Source organism: Ureibacillus galli, assembly GCF_014836845.1.
Taxonomy (GTDB): Bacteria; Bacillota; Bacilli; order Bacillales_A; family Planococcaceae; genus Ureibacillus; species Ureibacillus galli.
In genome coordinates this window covers 148,260-164,405 of the sequence record NZ_JACSQA010000003.1, presented here as the reverse complement: position 1 = coordinate 164,405, position 16,146 = coordinate 148,260, and the positions used below count along the sequence as shown (strand labels likewise).

17 protein-coding genes are annotated in these 16,146 nt (G+C 37.1%); all 17 read left to right on the top strand.

What is annotated here, in order from left to right:
* Window positions 1-107 precede the first annotated feature (107 nt).
* The 17 genes from fapR (at window position 108) to lepB (ending at window position 16,062) form a co-directional block, all read left to right on the top strand.
* Window positions 108-698, top strand: a complete 591-nt coding sequence (gene fapR / locus H9636_RS03965; protein WP_191706337.1) for a transcription factor FapR — start codon at window positions 108-110, stop codon at window positions 696-698.
* Complete coding sequence (plsX, locus tag H9636_RS03960; protein WP_191706336.1) at window positions 682-1,674, top strand: phosphate acyltransferase PlsX; 993 nt, start codon at window positions 682-684, stop codon at window positions 1,672-1,674. The genes fapR and plsX overlap by 17 nt, the downstream gene beginning before the upstream one ends.
* A gap of 29 nt (window positions 1,675-1,703) precedes the next feature.
* Complete coding sequence (fabD, locus tag H9636_RS03955) at window positions 1,704-2,654, top strand: ACP S-malonyltransferase (RefSeq protein ID WP_191706335.1); 951 nt, start codon at window positions 1,704-1,706, stop codon at window positions 2,652-2,654.
* Window positions 2,647-3,393, top strand: coding sequence for a 3-oxoacyl-[acyl-carrier-protein] reductase (gene fabG, locus H9636_RS03950; protein ID WP_191706334.1), 747 nt, complete (start codon window positions 2,647-2,649; stop codon window positions 3,391-3,393). Before fabD ends, fabG begins: the two co-directional genes overlap by 8 nt.
* A 188-nt stretch (window positions 3,394-3,581) precedes the next feature.
* Window positions 3,582-3,818, top strand: a complete 237-nt coding sequence (gene acpP / locus H9636_RS03945) for an acyl carrier protein (RefSeq protein ID WP_122970326.1) — start codon at window positions 3,582-3,584, stop codon at window positions 3,816-3,818.
* 153 nt (window positions 3,819-3,971) lie between these two features.
* Entirely contained in the window at window positions 3,972-4,733 is a 762-nt protein-coding gene (gene rnc / locus H9636_RS03940; protein WP_191706333.1) for a ribonuclease III, read from the top strand.
* A 1-nt stretch (window position 4,734) separates the two neighbouring features.
* Entirely contained in the window at window positions 4,735-8,289 is a 3,555-nt protein-coding gene (gene smc / locus H9636_RS03935; protein WP_191706332.1) for a chromosome segregation protein SMC, read from the top strand.
* A gap of 18 nt (window positions 8,290-8,307) precedes the next feature.
* The gene (ftsY, locus tag H9636_RS03930; protein WP_191706331.1) at window positions 8,308-9,546 is read left to right on the top strand and encodes a signal recognition particle-docking protein FtsY; all 1,239 of its coding nucleotides are present in this window, start codon (window positions 8,308-8,310) and stop codon (window positions 9,544-9,546) included.
* 143 nt (window positions 9,547-9,689) lie between these two features.
* On the top strand, window positions 9,690-10,886 hold the full coding sequence (locus H9636_RS03925; protein WP_191706330.1) for an MFS transporter: 1,197 nt from the start codon (window positions 9,690-9,692) through the stop codon (window positions 10,884-10,886).
* Between the two features lie 111 nt (window positions 10,887-10,997).
* Window positions 10,998-11,333, top strand: coding sequence for a putative DNA-binding protein (locus tag H9636_RS03920; protein WP_122970331.1), 336 nt, complete (start codon window positions 10,998-11,000; stop codon window positions 11,331-11,333).
* Between the two features lie 10 nt (window positions 11,334-11,343).
* Window positions 11,344-12,702: a signal recognition particle protein gene (ffh, locus tag H9636_RS03915; RefSeq protein WP_191706329.1), complete on the top strand. Its 1,359-nt coding sequence runs from the start codon at window positions 11,344-11,346 to the stop codon at window positions 12,700-12,702.
* A gap of 105 nt (window positions 12,703-12,807) precedes the next feature.
* Window positions 12,808-13,080 (top strand): 30S ribosomal protein S16, encoded by a 273-nt coding sequence (gene rpsP / locus H9636_RS03910; RefSeq protein WP_191706328.1) that lies wholly within the window; start codon window positions 12,808-12,810, stop codon window positions 13,078-13,080.
* A gap of 14 nt (window positions 13,081-13,094) precedes the next feature.
* Window positions 13,095-13,328, top strand: a complete 234-nt coding sequence (locus H9636_RS03905) for a KH domain-containing protein (RefSeq protein WP_122970334.1) — start codon at window positions 13,095-13,097, stop codon at window positions 13,326-13,328.
* Window positions 13,329-13,668: 340 nt separating this feature from the next.
* Complete coding sequence (rimM, locus tag H9636_RS03900; protein WP_191706327.1) at window positions 13,669-14,187, top strand: ribosome maturation factor RimM; 519 nt, start codon at window positions 13,669-13,671, stop codon at window positions 14,185-14,187.
* Window positions 14,187-14,915, top strand: coding sequence for a tRNA (guanosine(37)-N1)-methyltransferase TrmD (gene trmD, locus H9636_RS03895; RefSeq protein ID WP_191706326.1), 729 nt, complete (start codon window positions 14,187-14,189; stop codon window positions 14,913-14,915). Before rimM ends, trmD begins: the two co-directional genes overlap by 1 nt.
* 134 nt (window positions 14,916-15,049) lie before the next feature.
* Window positions 15,050-15,394, top strand: a complete 345-nt coding sequence (gene rplS / locus H9636_RS03890) for a 50S ribosomal protein L19 (RefSeq protein WP_036171707.1) — start codon at window positions 15,050-15,052, stop codon at window positions 15,392-15,394.
* Window positions 15,395-15,498: 104 nt separating this feature from the next.
* A complete protein-coding gene (gene lepB, locus H9636_RS03885; RefSeq protein ID WP_191706325.1) occupies window positions 15,499-16,062 on the top strand; it encodes a signal peptidase I in 564 nt (187 codons plus the stop codon).
* Window positions 16,063-16,146 lie beyond the last annotated feature (84 nt).

Here is a 16,146-nt window from a genome sequence, read left to right as displayed (position 1 = left end):
AATGCATTTTACTGAACGCAACATTTTTTGTTGCGTTCTTTTTTTTGTAAATGTATACTGGTATTAGTACCAAGTGCTAAAAATTATTATAAGTAGGTGACGAGGGATTGAAACGCACAAAAAAAGAACGGCAACGACTACTAACGGAAACAATTGAACAAAACCCATTCGTCACCGATGAACAGTTAGCTTCCGAGTTTGGAGTCAGCGTTCAAACCATTCGTCTAGACAGGATGGAACTTTCCATTCCTGAATTGCGTGAACGTATAAAAGACGTGGCTGCTAAAAATTATGAAAATGAAGTAAAGGCTCTACCAATTGATGAAGTGATTGGAGAGATTATTGATATTGAATTAGATCAACGTGCCTTATCTATTTTTGATGTGAAAGATGAGCATGTTTTCCAACGAAATGGTATTGCTCGGGGACATCATTTGTTTGCACAAGCAAACTCACTAGCAGTTGCTGTTATTAATGATGAACTTGCATTAACAGTAAAATCAAATGTCATCTTTGTAAAACCTGTGAGAGCAGGTGACCGTGTGATTACGAAAGCAACAGTACGCGGCCAAGATAATCATAAAAATCGTACATATATAGATGTTGTATCAACTGTGAATAATGAAACTGTTTTTAAAGGTGAATTTGAGATGTATCGCACGAAAGGTTTAGGTGACCAAAATGAAAATAGCAATTGATGGAATGGGTGGCGATCATGCACCAAAGTCAATCGTTGAAGGTGTATTGTTAGCATTAGAGGATTTTCCGAATATTGAAGTTCAATTATATGGTAAACAACAAGAGTTAGAACCGTACTTAAAACAACATGATCGTTTACAAGTAATCCATTGTGAAGAAGTAGTTGAAGGAGAAGATGATCCGGCTCGCGCAGTTCGTCGTAAAAAAGATTCTTCAATGGCGAAAATTTTAGAAGCGGTAACTGAGAATCGGGCAGACGCTTGTTTATCAGCAGGAAACACCGGTGCTTTAATGGCAGGAGGCCTGTTTAAAGTCGGGCGTATTGAAGGGGTTGCTCGCCCAGCATTAGCAACCACTTTACCTACGATTGATGGGCAAGGTTTTTTAATGCTAGATTTAGGTGCTAACGCGGATGCGAAACCAGAAAATATTTTACAATACGCCATTATGGGCTATGTTTATGCAAAAAAAGTAAGAGGTATCGACAATCCTCGAGTAGGATTATTAAATATCGGAACAGAAGATAAAAAGGGGAATGACTTAACGAAACAAGCATTCACTTTATTAAAAGAATCCAACATTCATTTTATCGGTAATGTGGAAGCCCGTGATTTATTAAACAATGTGGCGGATGTCGTTGTAACAGATGGTTTTACAGGTAATATGGTGTTAAAATCCATCGAAGGAACAGCTGGTGCAATGATGTCTATGCTAAAAGAGGCATTCATGTCATCGGGAAAAACGAAAATTAGTGCATTATTGATGAAGAATGAATTAAAGAACTTAAAAGGGAAATTAGATTATTCAGAGTATGGCGGTGCAGCTCTCTTTGGTTTACAAGCACCAGTCATTAAAGCTCATGGTTCTTCCGATGCAAGGGCAATTTATAGTGCCATTCGTCAAGCTTCTGTTATGGTGGAACACCATGTTACTGAAGTTATCAAAGAGACAATTGCAAAAAGCCAGGAGCAATAACAAAAGGGATGTAAGAAAAGGGGATAAACATGACGAAAATAGCTTTTATTTTTCCAGGACAAGGCTCTCAACAAGTAGGTATGGGGCAAGAGTTTGTTCAAAATAGCGAAGAAAGTAAAGCGTATTACGATCAAGCTGATAAAGTTCTGCAATTTGAATTATCAAAATTAATGTTAAATGGACCAGCAGAGGAATTAACATTAACTTATAATGCACAACCTGCTTTATTAACAACAGGTGTAATGGTTGCTAAAAAATTAATGGATGCAGGTATTCAACCGGACTATACAGCTGGTCACTCATTGGGTGAATACGGATCATTAGTAATTTCTGGAGCCATTTCCTTCGAAGATGCTGTTCAAATTGTTCATAAACGAGGATTATATATGAATGAAGCGGTTCCTGCCGGACAAGGGGCAATGGCAGCAATTTTAGGATTAGCTGCTGAACCATTAAAGGATGTTTGTGACAAAGTAACGAACGAAGGTGATCCAGTACAGCTTGCTAACTTAAACTGTCCTGGTCAAATTGTAATATCTGGAACTAAAGTTGGTGTGGAAAAAGCATGTGTTGCTGCTAAAGAAGCTGGTGCAAAACGTGCTATTCCATTAGTAGTAAGTGGTCCGTTTCATTCAGAGTTAATGCGCGGTGCTTCCGAAAAATTAGGAGAAGAATTGACAAATGTTCAATTAGCAGACCCTCAAATTCCAGTTGTAGGGAATGTATGGGCGCAAGAATTGAAAGATGTTCCTTCAATCCAACAGGAATTAGTTGAACAAGTATACTCTCCAGTACAATGGGAAAATTCCGTTAAATATATGATTGAGCAAGGAGTTTCTATTTTTATCGAATGTGGACCTGGTAAAGTGTTATCTGGTTTAGTGAAAAAAATAGATCGCTCAGTTAAGACATATTGTGTTTATGATGAAGCTTCATTTAACGAAGTGGTGGAAGCGATTGGAGGGGAGCTAATTGGGTAAATTAGTAGGGAAAACAGCAGTTGTAACTGGTGCTTCTCGTGGAATTGGACGAGCAATCGCATTACAACTAGCTTCTGAAGGTGCCAATGTTGTTGTGAACTTTAGTGGAAGTGAACAAAAAGCACAGCAAGTAGTAAGTGAAATTGAACAACTTGGTGCCAAAGCAATTGCAGTACAAGCGAATGTTTCAGATAGTGATTCTGTGCAAAATTTAATGTCGGCAGCCGTTGAACAATTCGGTTCTATTGACGTCCTAGTAAATAACGCAGGAATAACAAGAGATAACTTAATCATGCGTATGAAAGAGGACGAATGGGATGAAGTGATCAATACAAACTTAAAAGGTGTATTCCTTTGTACAAAAGCTGTTACTCGTCAAATGATGAAACAACGATCAGGACGTATTATTAATATTTCATCAATTGTTGGTGTAATGGGGAATGCTGGTCAAGCAAATTACGTAGCTGCGAAAGCAGGTGTCATCGGGTTAACAAAGACGACTGCGAGAGAACTAGCATCCCGTAACATTTTAGTGAATGCGATTGCGCCAGGGTTTATAACAACTGAAATGACTGATGAATTGCCAGAAGACATTAAAAGTTCAATGTTAAACCAAATTCCATTAGCTAAATTAGGTCAACCTGAAGATATTGCAAAGGCTGTTGTTTTCCTAGCTTCTGATGATGCAAGCTATATGACGGGTCAAACGCTTCATATTGATGGCGGAATGTATATGTAATAAAATTCGAAGATAGTAAAATGCTATTGTTAGAAAAATAATTAATAGTTTACTTTTTTAAATTTTATTATTGATTGTATGGATAAGTTCATATAAAATTTTAAATTTGTATAACGAAAATCACGAATTTATCCATTGTTGTGATAAATCGTCTATTTCGAATATATATTTGAGGGGAGGTGACCGACTTGGCTACAGTATTAGAACGTGTTACAAAAGTAGTCGTTGACCGTTTAGGCGTTGACGAAAGCGAAGTGAAATTAGAAGCTTCTTTCCGTGAGGATTTAGGTGCAGACTCATTAGACGTTGTTGAATTAGTAATGGAACTTGAAGATGAGTTTGATATGGAAATTTCAGACGATGATGCTGAAAAAATTGGAACTGTTGGCGATGCTATCAGTTACATTGAAAGTAAAATAAGCTAACAATTTAAAGAGGCACACATTTCGCATTCTATGAAAGGCGTAAATTTGTGCCTCTTTTTATATTAGTTTACTTATTATACAAAGAAAAGTTGAATTTCTATCACTGAACAAGGTAAACTAAACGGTAGAATCTATAAGGAAGGCAGATTGTTCATGACAATAAGAAAAAAAGGTAATCATCAAAAAGTTGGGGTTCTACCTGAAAAGGTAAGACATCAATTTGAATTTTTACAAGAGGAATTAAATATTTATTTTCGTAACAAAAGTTTACTTTATCAGGCATTTATCCATTCATCTTATGTGAATGAGCATCGTCGCAAATTATTTACAGACAATGAAAGACTAGAATTTTTAGGAGACGCTGTTCTTGAACTTTCTGTATCTAAATACCTTTTTGAACGATATCCCCATATGAGTGAGGGAGAGTTAACAAAATTACGGGCATCCATTGTTTGTGAGCCTTCCCTTGTTATTTTTGCCAACGAATTAAATTTCGGTAAATATGTTCTTTTAGGGAAAGGGGAAGAACTTACAGGTGGTCGTGAACGTCCTGCCCTTTTAGCGGATGTTTTTGAATCCTTTATTGGTGCTCTGTATTTAGACCAAGGGTTAGAAATCGTTGTAGGATTTTTAGAACGAATCGTGTTCCCAAAAGTAGAAGTCGGTGCTTTTTCGCATGTGATGGATTTCAAAAGTCAATTACAAGAAATGGTTCAACAATCAAACAATGGTATATTACATTATGAAATTGTCGATGAAAAAGGACCAGCACACAACCGTACCTTTGTTTCGCGCGTTTTATTAAACGAAAAAGAACTTGGAATAGGACGTGGGAAATCAAAGAAAGAGGCTGAACAACAAGCTGCGCAAAATGCGATGGTTGCATTAAATCAGTCTAGTTTTAAGGAGGAGTAGTATGTTCCTTAAACGACTTGAAGTAATAGGCTTTAAATCGTTTGCTGATCGTATTGGTATTGATTTCGTTCCAGGCGTAACTGCGGTAGTTGGTCCGAACGGGAGTGGCAAAAGTAACGTAACAGATGCTATTCGGTGGGTATTAGGAGAACAATCGGCGAAAAGTTTACGTGGAGCGAAAATGGAAGATGTTATTTTTGCTGGTAGTCAATCAAGGAAACCACTGAATTTTGCTGAAGTAACCCTTGTATTAAATAATGAAGATGAGCAAGTAGCAACACCATATTCGGAAATTAGTGTAACGAGACGTGTGTATCGTTCAGGTGATAGCGAATATTTGCTGAATAATCAGCAATGTCGCCTGAAGGATATTACGGACTTGTTTATGGATTCGGGACTTGGGAAAGAAGCATTTTCGATTATTTCTCAAGGACGTGTCGATGAAATATTAAATAGCCGACCAGATGATCGAAGAACGATTTTTGAAGAAGCAGCTGGTGTTTTAAAATACAAAATTCGTAAGAAAAAAGCAGAACATAAATTAGTGGAGACCGATGAAAACTTACATCGGGTTTTAGATATTCTCCATGAATTAGATGGTCGCCTAGAACCATTACAAATTCAGGCTTCAGCGGCCAATGATTACGTGCGGATGACGGAAGAGTTAAGAGAATCCGATATTGCGTTAACGGTCCATGATTTAGTCAATAATGGGAAAGATTTAGAGCAGATAAATGTAGAACATAAGCAATTACAAGTGACGGAGCAACAACACGCTTTAGAAATAGCTAATTATGAAGCGGAAATTGATAGCATCCGTGAAAAGTTAAAAGAAATCGATACCGTTTTAGATAGTGCTCAAGAACAACTAGTTGAAGCTAGCTCTGAGGTAGAGCGTTGGGAGGGTCGTAAAGCCCTTACGAAGGAAAAACGCTCCAATGTCCTAAAACAACTTGCCCAGCTTGAACAAGCATTACAACAAGCAAAAAACGAGGAAAAAGAACTAGCGGATAGCGAAGAAGAAAAAAAATTGCAATTTGCTGAAAAGCAGAAGGAAGTACAAAAGCTCAAAGCTGAAATAAAGCAATTAGAGTTAACATTAAATTCATCTGCTGTTGAGATCGAGAAAGAAATTGAACAATCAAAAGATCAGTATATTGATTTATTAAATGAAGAAGCAACAGTTAAAAATGAATTAAAGCATATTGAGCAGCAATTAACCCAACAATTAGAAACAGCCGAGCGCATGAATGATCGTTCTGCGGAAATGGCAAAAAAATTGGAGCAGGTTACTGCACAAAAACAAGAGCTCCAATCAATTGTTCAAAATTTAGAATTCCAATTGAAAGAAAAGCTTGAACAATATGAAGTGATGCAACAAAAATTGAAAAGCACTTCATCATCCTTTGAAGAAAAACAACAATTGCTATATCAAGCTTATCAACACCAACAACAGTTAAAAGCAAGGAAAGAAACATTAGCAGAGCTTGAAGCAGACTTTTCTGGTTTCTTCCAAGGGGTTAAGGAAATTTTGTTAGCCCGAGAACGGGGAGAATTAAGTGGAATTGAAGGGGCTGTTGCGGAGTTAGTTCAGGTTGACGCTAAGTACTCAAAAGCGATTGAAACTGCCTTAGGTGCAGCATCCCAACATATCGTAACAGAGACAGAACAACATGCTCAAAAAGCGATTGGCTGGTTAAAAGCAAAACGGGCAGGAAGAGCAACCTTTTTACCGAAAACGGTAATGAAATCTCGAAAACTTCAGCATACACAATATGCATCTGCTCTTGAACATCCATCCTTCGTCAGTCTAGCATTTGAACTAGTTGAATTCGATGAATCTAATCGTTCCATTGTTGAAAATTTATTAGGAAACGTAATTGTCGCTTCAAATTTAGAAGGGGCAAGCCAAATCGCAAGAAGTTGTGGCTTTAGATATAGAGTTGTAACCCTTGATGGAGATATTGTCAATGCGGGTGGTTCCTTAACGGGTGGTGCTTCCAAACAGCAATCTTCATTATTTACTCGAAAAGCTGAGCTTGATCAATTAACAGCTAAGCTCGACCAAATGGAAGTATCCATTTTGCAAGCAGAAAAATCTGTATCCGTTGAAAAAGAAACGTTAACAGTTTTACGAGAAAAATTAGAAGGATTGAAGCTAGAAGGCGATGCACTGCGCAGTGAGGAAATCGAACAAAAGGCAAAATTACACGCAGTGGAAGTGGAAGAAAAATCATTAAAGGCAACAGTAAACGTTGCTTCATCAGAGCAATCTTCGATGACATCTAGAAAATCTACCCTTTTACAGCAAAAAAAAGAGGCGACGGAACGGTTAGAACAGCTAAAAACAGAACTTGAAGAAGTGAATCAAAAGGTTGACCAACTCACTTTATTAAAGTCTCAAGTGGAGACAGAAAAAGATGTCCTTCGAGAAACGTCCGCTCAAAAACGTTCTGAACTTGCCGTTGTACAAGAACAGTTAAGTCAACTGCAAATTGCAACTGCTGAACTTGCTTTGCAACGTTCGAAAGCTATACAACAAGTAACATCCATTACGCAAGAAATTCAATGGATTCAAAATGACGAGGCAAACGGTCCTTCAGAAGAGGAAATTGAAGCAACAGTTCAACAGTGGTCGATTAAAAAAGAACAATTAACAAAGGTAATCCAAAAAAACCGTGGATTACGTTTGGAACACCAACAATCTTTATCCAAACTGGAAGAACAACTAAAAGAATTACAAAGACTTCATAAAGGTTACTTAGAAAGTTTACGGGCAGTTGAAGTAAAACGAAGTAGGGTAGAATTTGAAATCAGTCGTTTACATACATTGTTGGAGGAACAGTATGAGCTTGATTTTGAAGAAGCTCAGCAGCAGGCGATTGAACTTGAAAACGTTGATCAAGTTCGCCGGAAAGTAAAATTGTTAAAACAATCAATCGAAGAACTAGGTCCTGTCAATTTAACAGCCATCGAGGAATACGACAGAGTTTTAGAACGTCATACGTTTTTATCAGAACAGCGTAATGATCTGTTGGAAGCCCAAGAGACATTGCATGAAGCGATTCGAGAAATGGATGAGGAAATGTCTATTCGTTTTAGAGAGTCATTCACAATGATTCAAACTCAGTTTAGACACGTATTCCGAGAACTATTTGGCGGAGGACAAGCAGATTTAGTTTTATTAGATCCTGAAAATTTACTTGATACCGGTATCGAAATCGTTGCACAACCACCAGGGAAAAAACTTCAAAATTTAAGTCTACTATCAGGTGGGGAAAGAGCACTAACAGCGATTGCGCTATTGTTTGCTATTTTAAATACTCGTCCAGTTCCTTTTGTGATTCTCGATGAAGTAGAAGCAGCACTGGATGAGGCAAATGTACAACGTTATAGTGAATATTTACGAAAGTTAAGTAGTGACACACAATTTATCGTCATTACCCATCGGAAAGGGACAATGGAAGGAGCAGACGTATTGTATGGTATTACGATGCAAGAGTCTGGTGTATCAAAACTTGTTTCTGTAAAACTGGAAGAAGAAGTTGTATTGTAAATAAAGGAGCGGAAGAAAATGAGCTTTTTTAAACGATTGAAGGAAAAATTAATTGGAAACACCGAAGAAGAAAAAGTTCAACAAGAACAATTGGAAGATTCTGAGGTAGAAGTAAAATCGGATGATTCATCTTTCATTATTGAAAATAATGAACAAACAAAATCTGTTGAAGAAATAGTGGATGAAGTAATTGAAGAGATTGAAGAAGCTGAAAAGACAACAGAAACGGTTACGGATCGTTTAGATGAAAAAGAACTTGAGCCAGTAGAAGAAGTAGTTGAGAAAAAACCTTCAGCATGGTCTATTACACAAAAATTTAAACAGGGGCTTTCCAAAACCCGTAATACTTTTACATCGAAAGTGAACGATTTAGTTGCCCGTTACCGTAAAGTAGATGAAGACTTTTTCGAGGAATTAGAAGAAGTATTACTTCAAGCAGATGTTGGCTTCGATACAGTAATGGAATTAATGGATAAATTACGTTTTGAAGTACAACGTAAAAACATAAAAGACACAGAGGGCATTCAAGCGATTATTTCTGAAAAGCTTGTAGAGATTTACGAGGCTGGAGAGGAAGATATCGCAGAATTAAATCTACAACCCGATGGTGAGTTAACGGTTATTTTATTTGTAGGGGTAAATGGTGTTGGTAAAACAACAACTATCGGTAAATTAGCCCATCGTTTAAAATCCCAAGGAAAGTCGGTTATACTTGCTGCCGGAGATACTTTCCGGGCAGGCGCAATCGATCAACTTCAAGTTTGGGGAGACCGGGTTGGTTGTGAAGTAATTAAACAATCAGAAGGGTCTGATCCAGCTGCAGTTATTTATGATGCAATTGGGGCTGCTAGGAAACGTGGAGCGGACGTTTTAATTTGTGATACGGCGGGACGTTTACAAAACAAAGTTAATTTAATGAAAGAGCTAGAAAAAGTACACCGTGTTATTTCCCGAGAAATTCCGAATGCACCTCATGAAGTATTATTAGCTCTTGATGCAACAACAGGACAAAATGCGCTCGTTCAAGCCCAAACATTTAAAGAAGCAACGAATGTAACAGGTATTGTGTTAACGAAACTAGATGGAACAGCTAAAGGCGGTATCGTACTAGCAATTCGAAACAAACTTCATATCCCAGTTAAATTTGTAGGTCTAGGGGAAAAAATGGATGATCTTCAACCATTTGATGCAGAGCGTTATGTTTACGGGTTATTTGCAGAAGGCTTAGAAAAAGAATTAGAAAAAATAGACGAATAAAAAAGTTAATCTTTAGTGTAGATAAAGTGATTTAATGCTTTATCTACACTTTTTATATTGATGCATATTTGTTTTTAAGTGATGCTGATTGTTGACAGAAAATTTAGTATAATATTGAGATGGAAAGAAAGGGGAACAAATCAATGGAACGGCCAAAATTATGGACGAAAAATTTCCTAATGATATGGGGAATTAATTTTTTTACCCATACTGTGTTCTATAGCTTGTTGGCTACCGTTACCTTGCATGTGACCACTAATTTTGGAATGAATCAAGGGGCAGCCGGTTTAGCCGTTGGGATATATGTACTTATGGCACTTATAGCCCGTTTGTTTGCTGGGAAAATAGTAGAAGTAATCGGAAGTAAAAAAATTCTGATTATCTCAAGCATTTGTTTCTTTTTAGCAATCATAGCCCATCTATTTGCTTCAACGTTTTTCCTCCTAATAATCATTCGAGCAATTCATGGGTTTACCTTTGGTTTTTTAATGACTTCAGCTGGAGCGATTATGGCCGATGTAGTACCAGATGAACGCCGTGGAGAGGGAACCGGATATTATGCAACGGCAATGAATATTGCGATGGCGATTGGACCTTTTATCGGACTGATTGTCATGAGGATGGCCACTTTTGAAATGTTAATATGGATTTTAGTAGTAATTGGCTTTTGTAATTTGATAAGCATTTTCTTAACGATATCTTCTCCAACAAAGTCAAGGGATTCAAAAGTCTCTTTAACTATCTCATTGAGTGATGTTTTTGAGAAAAAAGCAATACCGATTGGCCTTTGTATATTTGCGTTAGCACTTGGTTATTCGAGTTTGCTTTCCTTTTTATCCCTTTACACGACGGACATTGGTCATCCATCAGTTGGAACATATTTTTTCGTTGTTTACGCGATTGCATTAGTTTTAACTAGACCAATTACTGGGCGGTTATTTGATCGCTTTGGAGAGAATTGGTTAACCTATCCTATGCTTGCAATATTAGTTGTTGGTTTTTTAGTTCTCAGTCTGGCAAATAGTAGTTGGATGATTTTACTTGCGAGTGTTTTGATCGGGATTGGTTATGGAACAGTTCAATCCAATTATTTAGCCATTGCTATTAAGGAAGCTGATTCTCATCGGAAAGCGACGGCAACCTCTACCTTCTTCATCTTTATGGATTTAGCCATCGCAGTGGGACCTTATATATATGGATTGTTATTAGGGCAAATGAGTTATCGTTCAGTATATAGTTGGACGGTAATTTGGCTTTTACTTTCTATAGTTGTTTATTTTGTTTTCCATGGTCGGAAAGTAAGTAACCGTAGCCGGCAACAGCTACCGTTAGAAAATTAATCTAGTGAATTTTACATAGATAAACCTTTATTGGACAAGGAAATTTCCTTGACAGTAAAATTGAAAACATATATGATACAGTAGACAAATTATGATTGGAGAGATATTTTGATGCTTATTGAAAAAACAACACGCATGAACTTTCTCTTCGACTTTTATCAAGCATTATTAACAGATAAACAAAGAAGTTATATGGAACTTTATTATTTAGATGACCTTTCGTTAGGTGAAATTGCTGAAAGCTATAAAGTTTCCCGTCAAGCTGTATATGATAATATTCGTCGTACAGAGGCGATGCTTGAAGAATATGAAGATAAACTAAGATTATTTGAAAAATTTGGTGAACGTCAGCAAATCTTAGAGCAATTAACGATTGCAATAAAAGACGAAACAAAAACGGTTGAAGATCGTCTTACATTAATTAATCAACTAAAAGAAACGGATTAGGAGGCTAAACATGGCATTTGAAGGGTTAGCAGAACGACTCCAAGGAACAATCCAAAAGATTAAAGGTAAAGGTCTCGTTACCGAACAAGACGTTAAAGCGATGATGCGAGAAGTTCGACTTGCATTAATCGAGGCAGACGTTAACTTAAAGGTTGTTAAAGAGTTTGTTAAAAAAGTAAGTGAACGTGCAGTTGGCACTGAGGTGATGAAAAGTTTAACACCGGGTCAACAAGTAATCAAAATCGTTCAAGATGAGTTAACATTATTAATGGGTGGCGAACAAAGCCCGATAAAATTTAATACAAAACCACCAACTGTTATTATGATGGTCGGTTTACAAGGTGCTGGTAAAACAACGACTACTGGTAAATTAGCGAACGTATTACGAAAAAAATATAATCGTAAACCTTTATTAGTAGCGGCAGATATTTATCGACCAGCTGCCATACAACAGCTTCAAACGTTAGGAAAGCAACTTTCTATTCCTGTTTTTGCTTTAGGTGATCAAGTTTCTCCTGTGGAGATTGCACGCCAAGCAATAGAACAAGCAAAAGAGGAACACCATGATGTAGTCATTATCGATACGGCAGGACGTTTGCATATCGATGAAGAATTAATGGATGAATTAAAAAATATTAAAGCGTTAAAAGAACCAGATGAAGTATTTTTAGTTGTTGATGCGATGACTGGGCAAGATGCGGTTAACGTAGCCCAAAGCTTTAACGAAACAATCGGAATTACAGGTGTTGTATTAACGAAGTTGGACGGTGATACGCGCGGTGGTGCTGCACTTTCTATTCGTGCTGTAACAGAAAAACCGATTAAATTCGTTGGTATGGGTGAAAAAATGGATGCTCTTGAACCATTCCATCCAGAACGAATGGCTTCCCGTATTTTAGGTATGGGTGACGTACTTTCATTAATCGAAAAAGCACAAGCAAATGTAGATATGGAAAAGGCGAAGGAATTAGAAGAGAAATTTATGAACCAAAGCTTTACCTTTGATGACTTCGTTGAACAGCTTCAAGCGGTGAAAAAAATGGGACCTCTTGATGAAATTTTAAAAATGTTACCAGGTGCCAATAAAATTAAAGGCCTTGATAATGTTAAAGTAGATGAAAAACAAATGGGACGAATTGAAGCAATTATTTATTCCATGACGTCTGCTGAGAAGAAAAACCCTGATATGATCAATGCAAGCCGTAAAAAACGGATAGCAAAAGGGTCTGGTACAACCATTCAAGAAGTGAATCGTTTGCTAAAGCAATTTGAAGATATGAAAAAAATGATGAAACAAATGACAGGAATGTCCCAAGGAAAAGGGAAGAAAAAGATGAAATTACCTGGTTTAGACTCATTGTTTAAGTAAAAAGTTGAAGGTTTTTTTTACTGTTAAGAAAAAACACTTTACAAACTACAGAAACATTGATAATATACTATCTTGTGTGAAACTTATTCGGAGGTGCAATTAAAAATGGCAGTTAAAATTCGTTTAAAACGTATGGGAGCTAAAAAATCTCCTTTCTATCGTATCGTAGTAGCTGACTCTCGTTCACCACGTGACGGACGTCAAATTGAAACAGTTGGTACTTACAACCCACTTACAACACCAGCTACATTAAACATCGATGAAGAGAAAGCTCTTAAATGGTTAGCTAATGGAGCAAAACCATCTGATACTGTACGTAACCTGTTCTCAGAACAAGGTATTATGGAAAAATTCCACAACCAAAAATTCAGTAAATAATCGGAGGTGGCGTCATGCAGAAGCTGATTGAAACAATCGTAAAACCGTTAGTCGATTATCCGGAAGAAGTTCGTATTGAGACGGACGAGAATTCGAGTCGAATTGTTTATAAACTTTTTGTCCATCCACAAGACAGAGGGAAAGTCATAGGCAAGCAAGGTCGTGTTGCAAAGGCAATTCGTACAATTGTTTATTCAGCTGCAGGCAGTCACCATAAGAAAAAGACTTATGTCGATATATTGGATTAAAAGAATAGCAGAGGTGGCTCGATCGGCTGTATAGGCACTTGAAGATTGGATTCTAGCATGCAACTTGCATCGTATAGGTCATTCTGAAGGGACCAAATCAGCTAGCCACTAAAGCTGGACATAAAATAGGAGGGAGCCTAGGCTATCCCTTCTTTTTTATTACTCTTTTTAGTATGATAAAGTCGGTAGAGTGAAGTATATAAAATATAGAAAAAATAATCGGCTACATGTAAATACTTCAGTAAAAACAGGGCAGATTCGTCATGAAGTCACCTTTGGAACTTGTACGAACTGTGGAGTTATCCTGAAGTGGAACGGATTGAAGGGTGGAGTGTTTGGTATGGAATGGTTTAATGTAGGCAGAATCGTGAATACACATGGAATTCGTGGTGAAGTTCGTGTGCTATCTTCTACAGATTTTGAAGAAGTTCGGTTTGCTCCAGGCAGTAAACTAGCAGTTTTTAAAAAGGATGAAAATAAACCGACATGGGTTACGGTTGAAAGCTCTCGTCGACATAAAAACTTTATATTATTAATGTTTGAAGGATACGATAACATTAATCTCGTGGAACCGTTTAAAGAAGGTCTATTAAAGGTAACGAAGGACCAACTTGCAGATGATGAGCTAGAAGAAAATGAATACTATTACTTTGAAATTATGGAATGTGAAGTATTCTCTGAAGAGGGAGAAAAAATCGGAACTGTTTCAGATATTTTACAGACTGGTGCCAATGATGTATGGGAAGTAAAGGCACCAAACGGGAAAAAACACTATATTCCGTACATTGAGGAGATTGTAAAAGAAATTGATGTAGAAGAAAAGAAAATTACGATACATGTTATGGAAGGGCTTTTGTAATGAATATACATGTTTTAAGTTTATTCCCAGAGATGTTTACAGGTGTTTTCGGTTCATCGATTTTAAAAAAAGCTCAAGAGAAAAAGGCTGTATCTTTATCGGTTTCAGATATCCGTGAATTTAGTAATAATAAGCATAAACAAGTCGATGATTATCCTTATGGTGGCGGAGCGGGTATGGTATTAAAACCCGAACCAATGTTTCAGGCGGTCGAAACGATTACAGAGGGTCGTAAACCACGAATTATTCTTATGTGTCCTCAAGGTGAACGATTTACACAAAAGAAGGCAGAGGAGCTTGCGAAAGAGGAAGAGCTTGTTTTCTTATGTGGACATTATGAAGGGTATGATGAAAGAATACGTCAACATCTTGTAACAGACGAAATTTCCATCGGCGATTTTGTTTTAACAGGTGGAGAATTACCTGCGATGACGGTTATTGATGCTGTTGTAAGATTACTTCCAGGAGTTTTAGGACAAGAAGATTCTCATATTCATGATTCCTTTTCGACAGGGTTACTAGAGCATCCCCACTATACTCGTCCAGCAGAGTTTAGAGGAATGAAAGTGCCAGACGTATTATTATCTGGTAATCATGCAAACATTGAAAAATGGCGACAAGAACAATCACTAAAACGTACCTTTGAAAGACGACCTGATTTGCTCGAACAAATGGAATTAACGAAGGATCAACAAGCCTTTATTAATGCGTTAAAGGGCGAAAAATAATTTATATATGACTTGCATCAATCCATAGTTTTATGGTAATATTCAATCTGTGCTTCTTTTGTGAAGTGCTGAATTACGGTGTTCCGCTGTGGCCAAAGTGGACTGCAAGAGCATCTGTCTAAGGAGAGAAAACAATGTCAAATATTATTGCAGAAATTACAAAAGAACAACTTCGTTCTGATTTACCAACTTTCCGTCCTGGTGACACTGTACGTGTACACGTGAAAGTAGTAGAGGGTACTCGTGAACGTATCCAAGTATTCGAAGGTGTTGTTATTAAACGTCGTGGTGGCGGAATTAGCGAAACTTTCACAGTTCGTAAAATTTCTTACGGTGTTGGTGTTGAACGTACATTCCCTGTACACACTCCAAAAATCGCTAAATTAGAAGTTATCCGTCGTGGTAAAGTACGTCGTGCTAAACTTTACTACCTACGTAACCTACGTGGTAAAGCAGCTCGTATTAAAGAAATTCGATAATTACTTTTTAAGAAAGGGGGCTTGTTTGCAAGCTCCCTTTTCTTTTTGCTTGTCATAGTTCAACCATTTACAATAAAATAGTGATAGATGGGGGGATTTCTCTCGTGGAGAAAACAAAAAAAGAAAAAAATGAGCTTTGGGAGTGGATTAAAGCACTCGTCATTGCCTTTGCAATTGCTCTTATTATTCGTTATGTATTCTTTACGCCAATTGTAGTAGACGGTGAATCTATGATGCCTACATTAAAAAACGGTGACCGAATGATTGTAAATAAAATTGGTTATAAAATAGGTGAACCAGATCGTTTTGATATTGTTGTATTCCATGCACCGGAAGGGAAGGATTATATAAAACGAGTAATTGGACTTCCAGGAGATCATATCGAATATAAGGATGACCAACTCTATATTAATGGGGAACCAATTGACGAGCCTTATTTAGATGAGTATAAATCCCAAATAACTGAGGGTACACTAACACAAGACTTCACATTAGAAGAAATTGATCCAAATTTAGAAGTAGTGCCAGAAGGTTATGTTTTTGTAATGGGGGATAATCGTCGTTATAGTAAAGATAGCCGTCATATTGGGGTAGTTAGTCTAGATGAAATTATCGGTAATACAAGTGTTGTATTTTGGCCATTAAGCGAAATGAAAATTGTAGATTAATTTATTGACTGAAGGAGGTTCTATGCAATCTCCTTTTCTTTTTGATACATAAGAAAAAGAATAACTAACAACATCTAGAATACA

Excerpts from the sequence above, each read along its gene's own strand:
- fabD (WP_191706335.1), top strand. The coding sequence starts at position 1,704 with ATGACGAAAATAGCTTTTATTTTTCCAGGACAAGGCTCTCAACAAGTA.
- smc (WP_191706332.1), top strand. The coding sequence starts at position 4,735 with ATGTTCCTTAAACGACTTGAAGTAATAGGCTTTAAATCGTTTGCTGAT.
- H9636_RS03905 (WP_122970334.1), top strand. The coding sequence starts at position 13,095 with ATGCAGAAGCTGATTGAAACAATCGTAAAACCGTTAGTCGATTATCCG.
- rpsP (WP_191706328.1), top strand. The coding sequence starts at position 12,808 with ATGGCAGTTAAAATTCGTTTAAAACGTATGGGAGCTAAAAAATCTCCT.
- ftsY (WP_191706331.1), top strand. The coding sequence starts at position 8,308 with ATGAGCTTTTTTAAACGATTGAAGGAAAAATTAATTGGAAACACCGAA.
- H9636_RS03920 (WP_122970331.1), top strand. The coding sequence starts at position 10,998 with ATGCTTATTGAAAAAACAACACGCATGAACTTTCTCTTCGACTTTTAT.
- rnc (WP_191706333.1), top strand. The coding sequence starts at position 3,972 with ATGACAATAAGAAAAAAAGGTAATCATCAAAAAGTTGGGGTTCTACCT.
- trmD (WP_191706326.1), top strand. The coding sequence starts at position 14,187 with ATGAATATACATGTTTTAAGTTTATTCCCAGAGATGTTTACAGGTGTT.
- rplS (WP_036171707.1), top strand. The coding sequence starts at position 15,050 with ATGTCAAATATTATTGCAGAAATTACAAAAGAACAACTTCGTTCTGAT.
- H9636_RS03925 (WP_191706330.1), top strand. The coding sequence starts at position 9,690 with ATGGAACGGCCAAAATTATGGACGAAAAATTTCCTAATGATATGGGGA.
- rimM (WP_191706327.1), top strand. The coding sequence starts at position 13,669 with ATGGAATGGTTTAATGTAGGCAGAATCGTGAATACACATGGAATTCGT.
- plsX (WP_191706336.1), top strand. The coding sequence starts at position 682 with ATGAAAATAGCAATTGATGGAATGGGTGGCGATCATGCACCAAAGTCA.
- ffh (WP_191706329.1), top strand. The coding sequence starts at position 11,344 with ATGGCATTTGAAGGGTTAGCAGAACGACTCCAAGGAACAATCCAAAAG.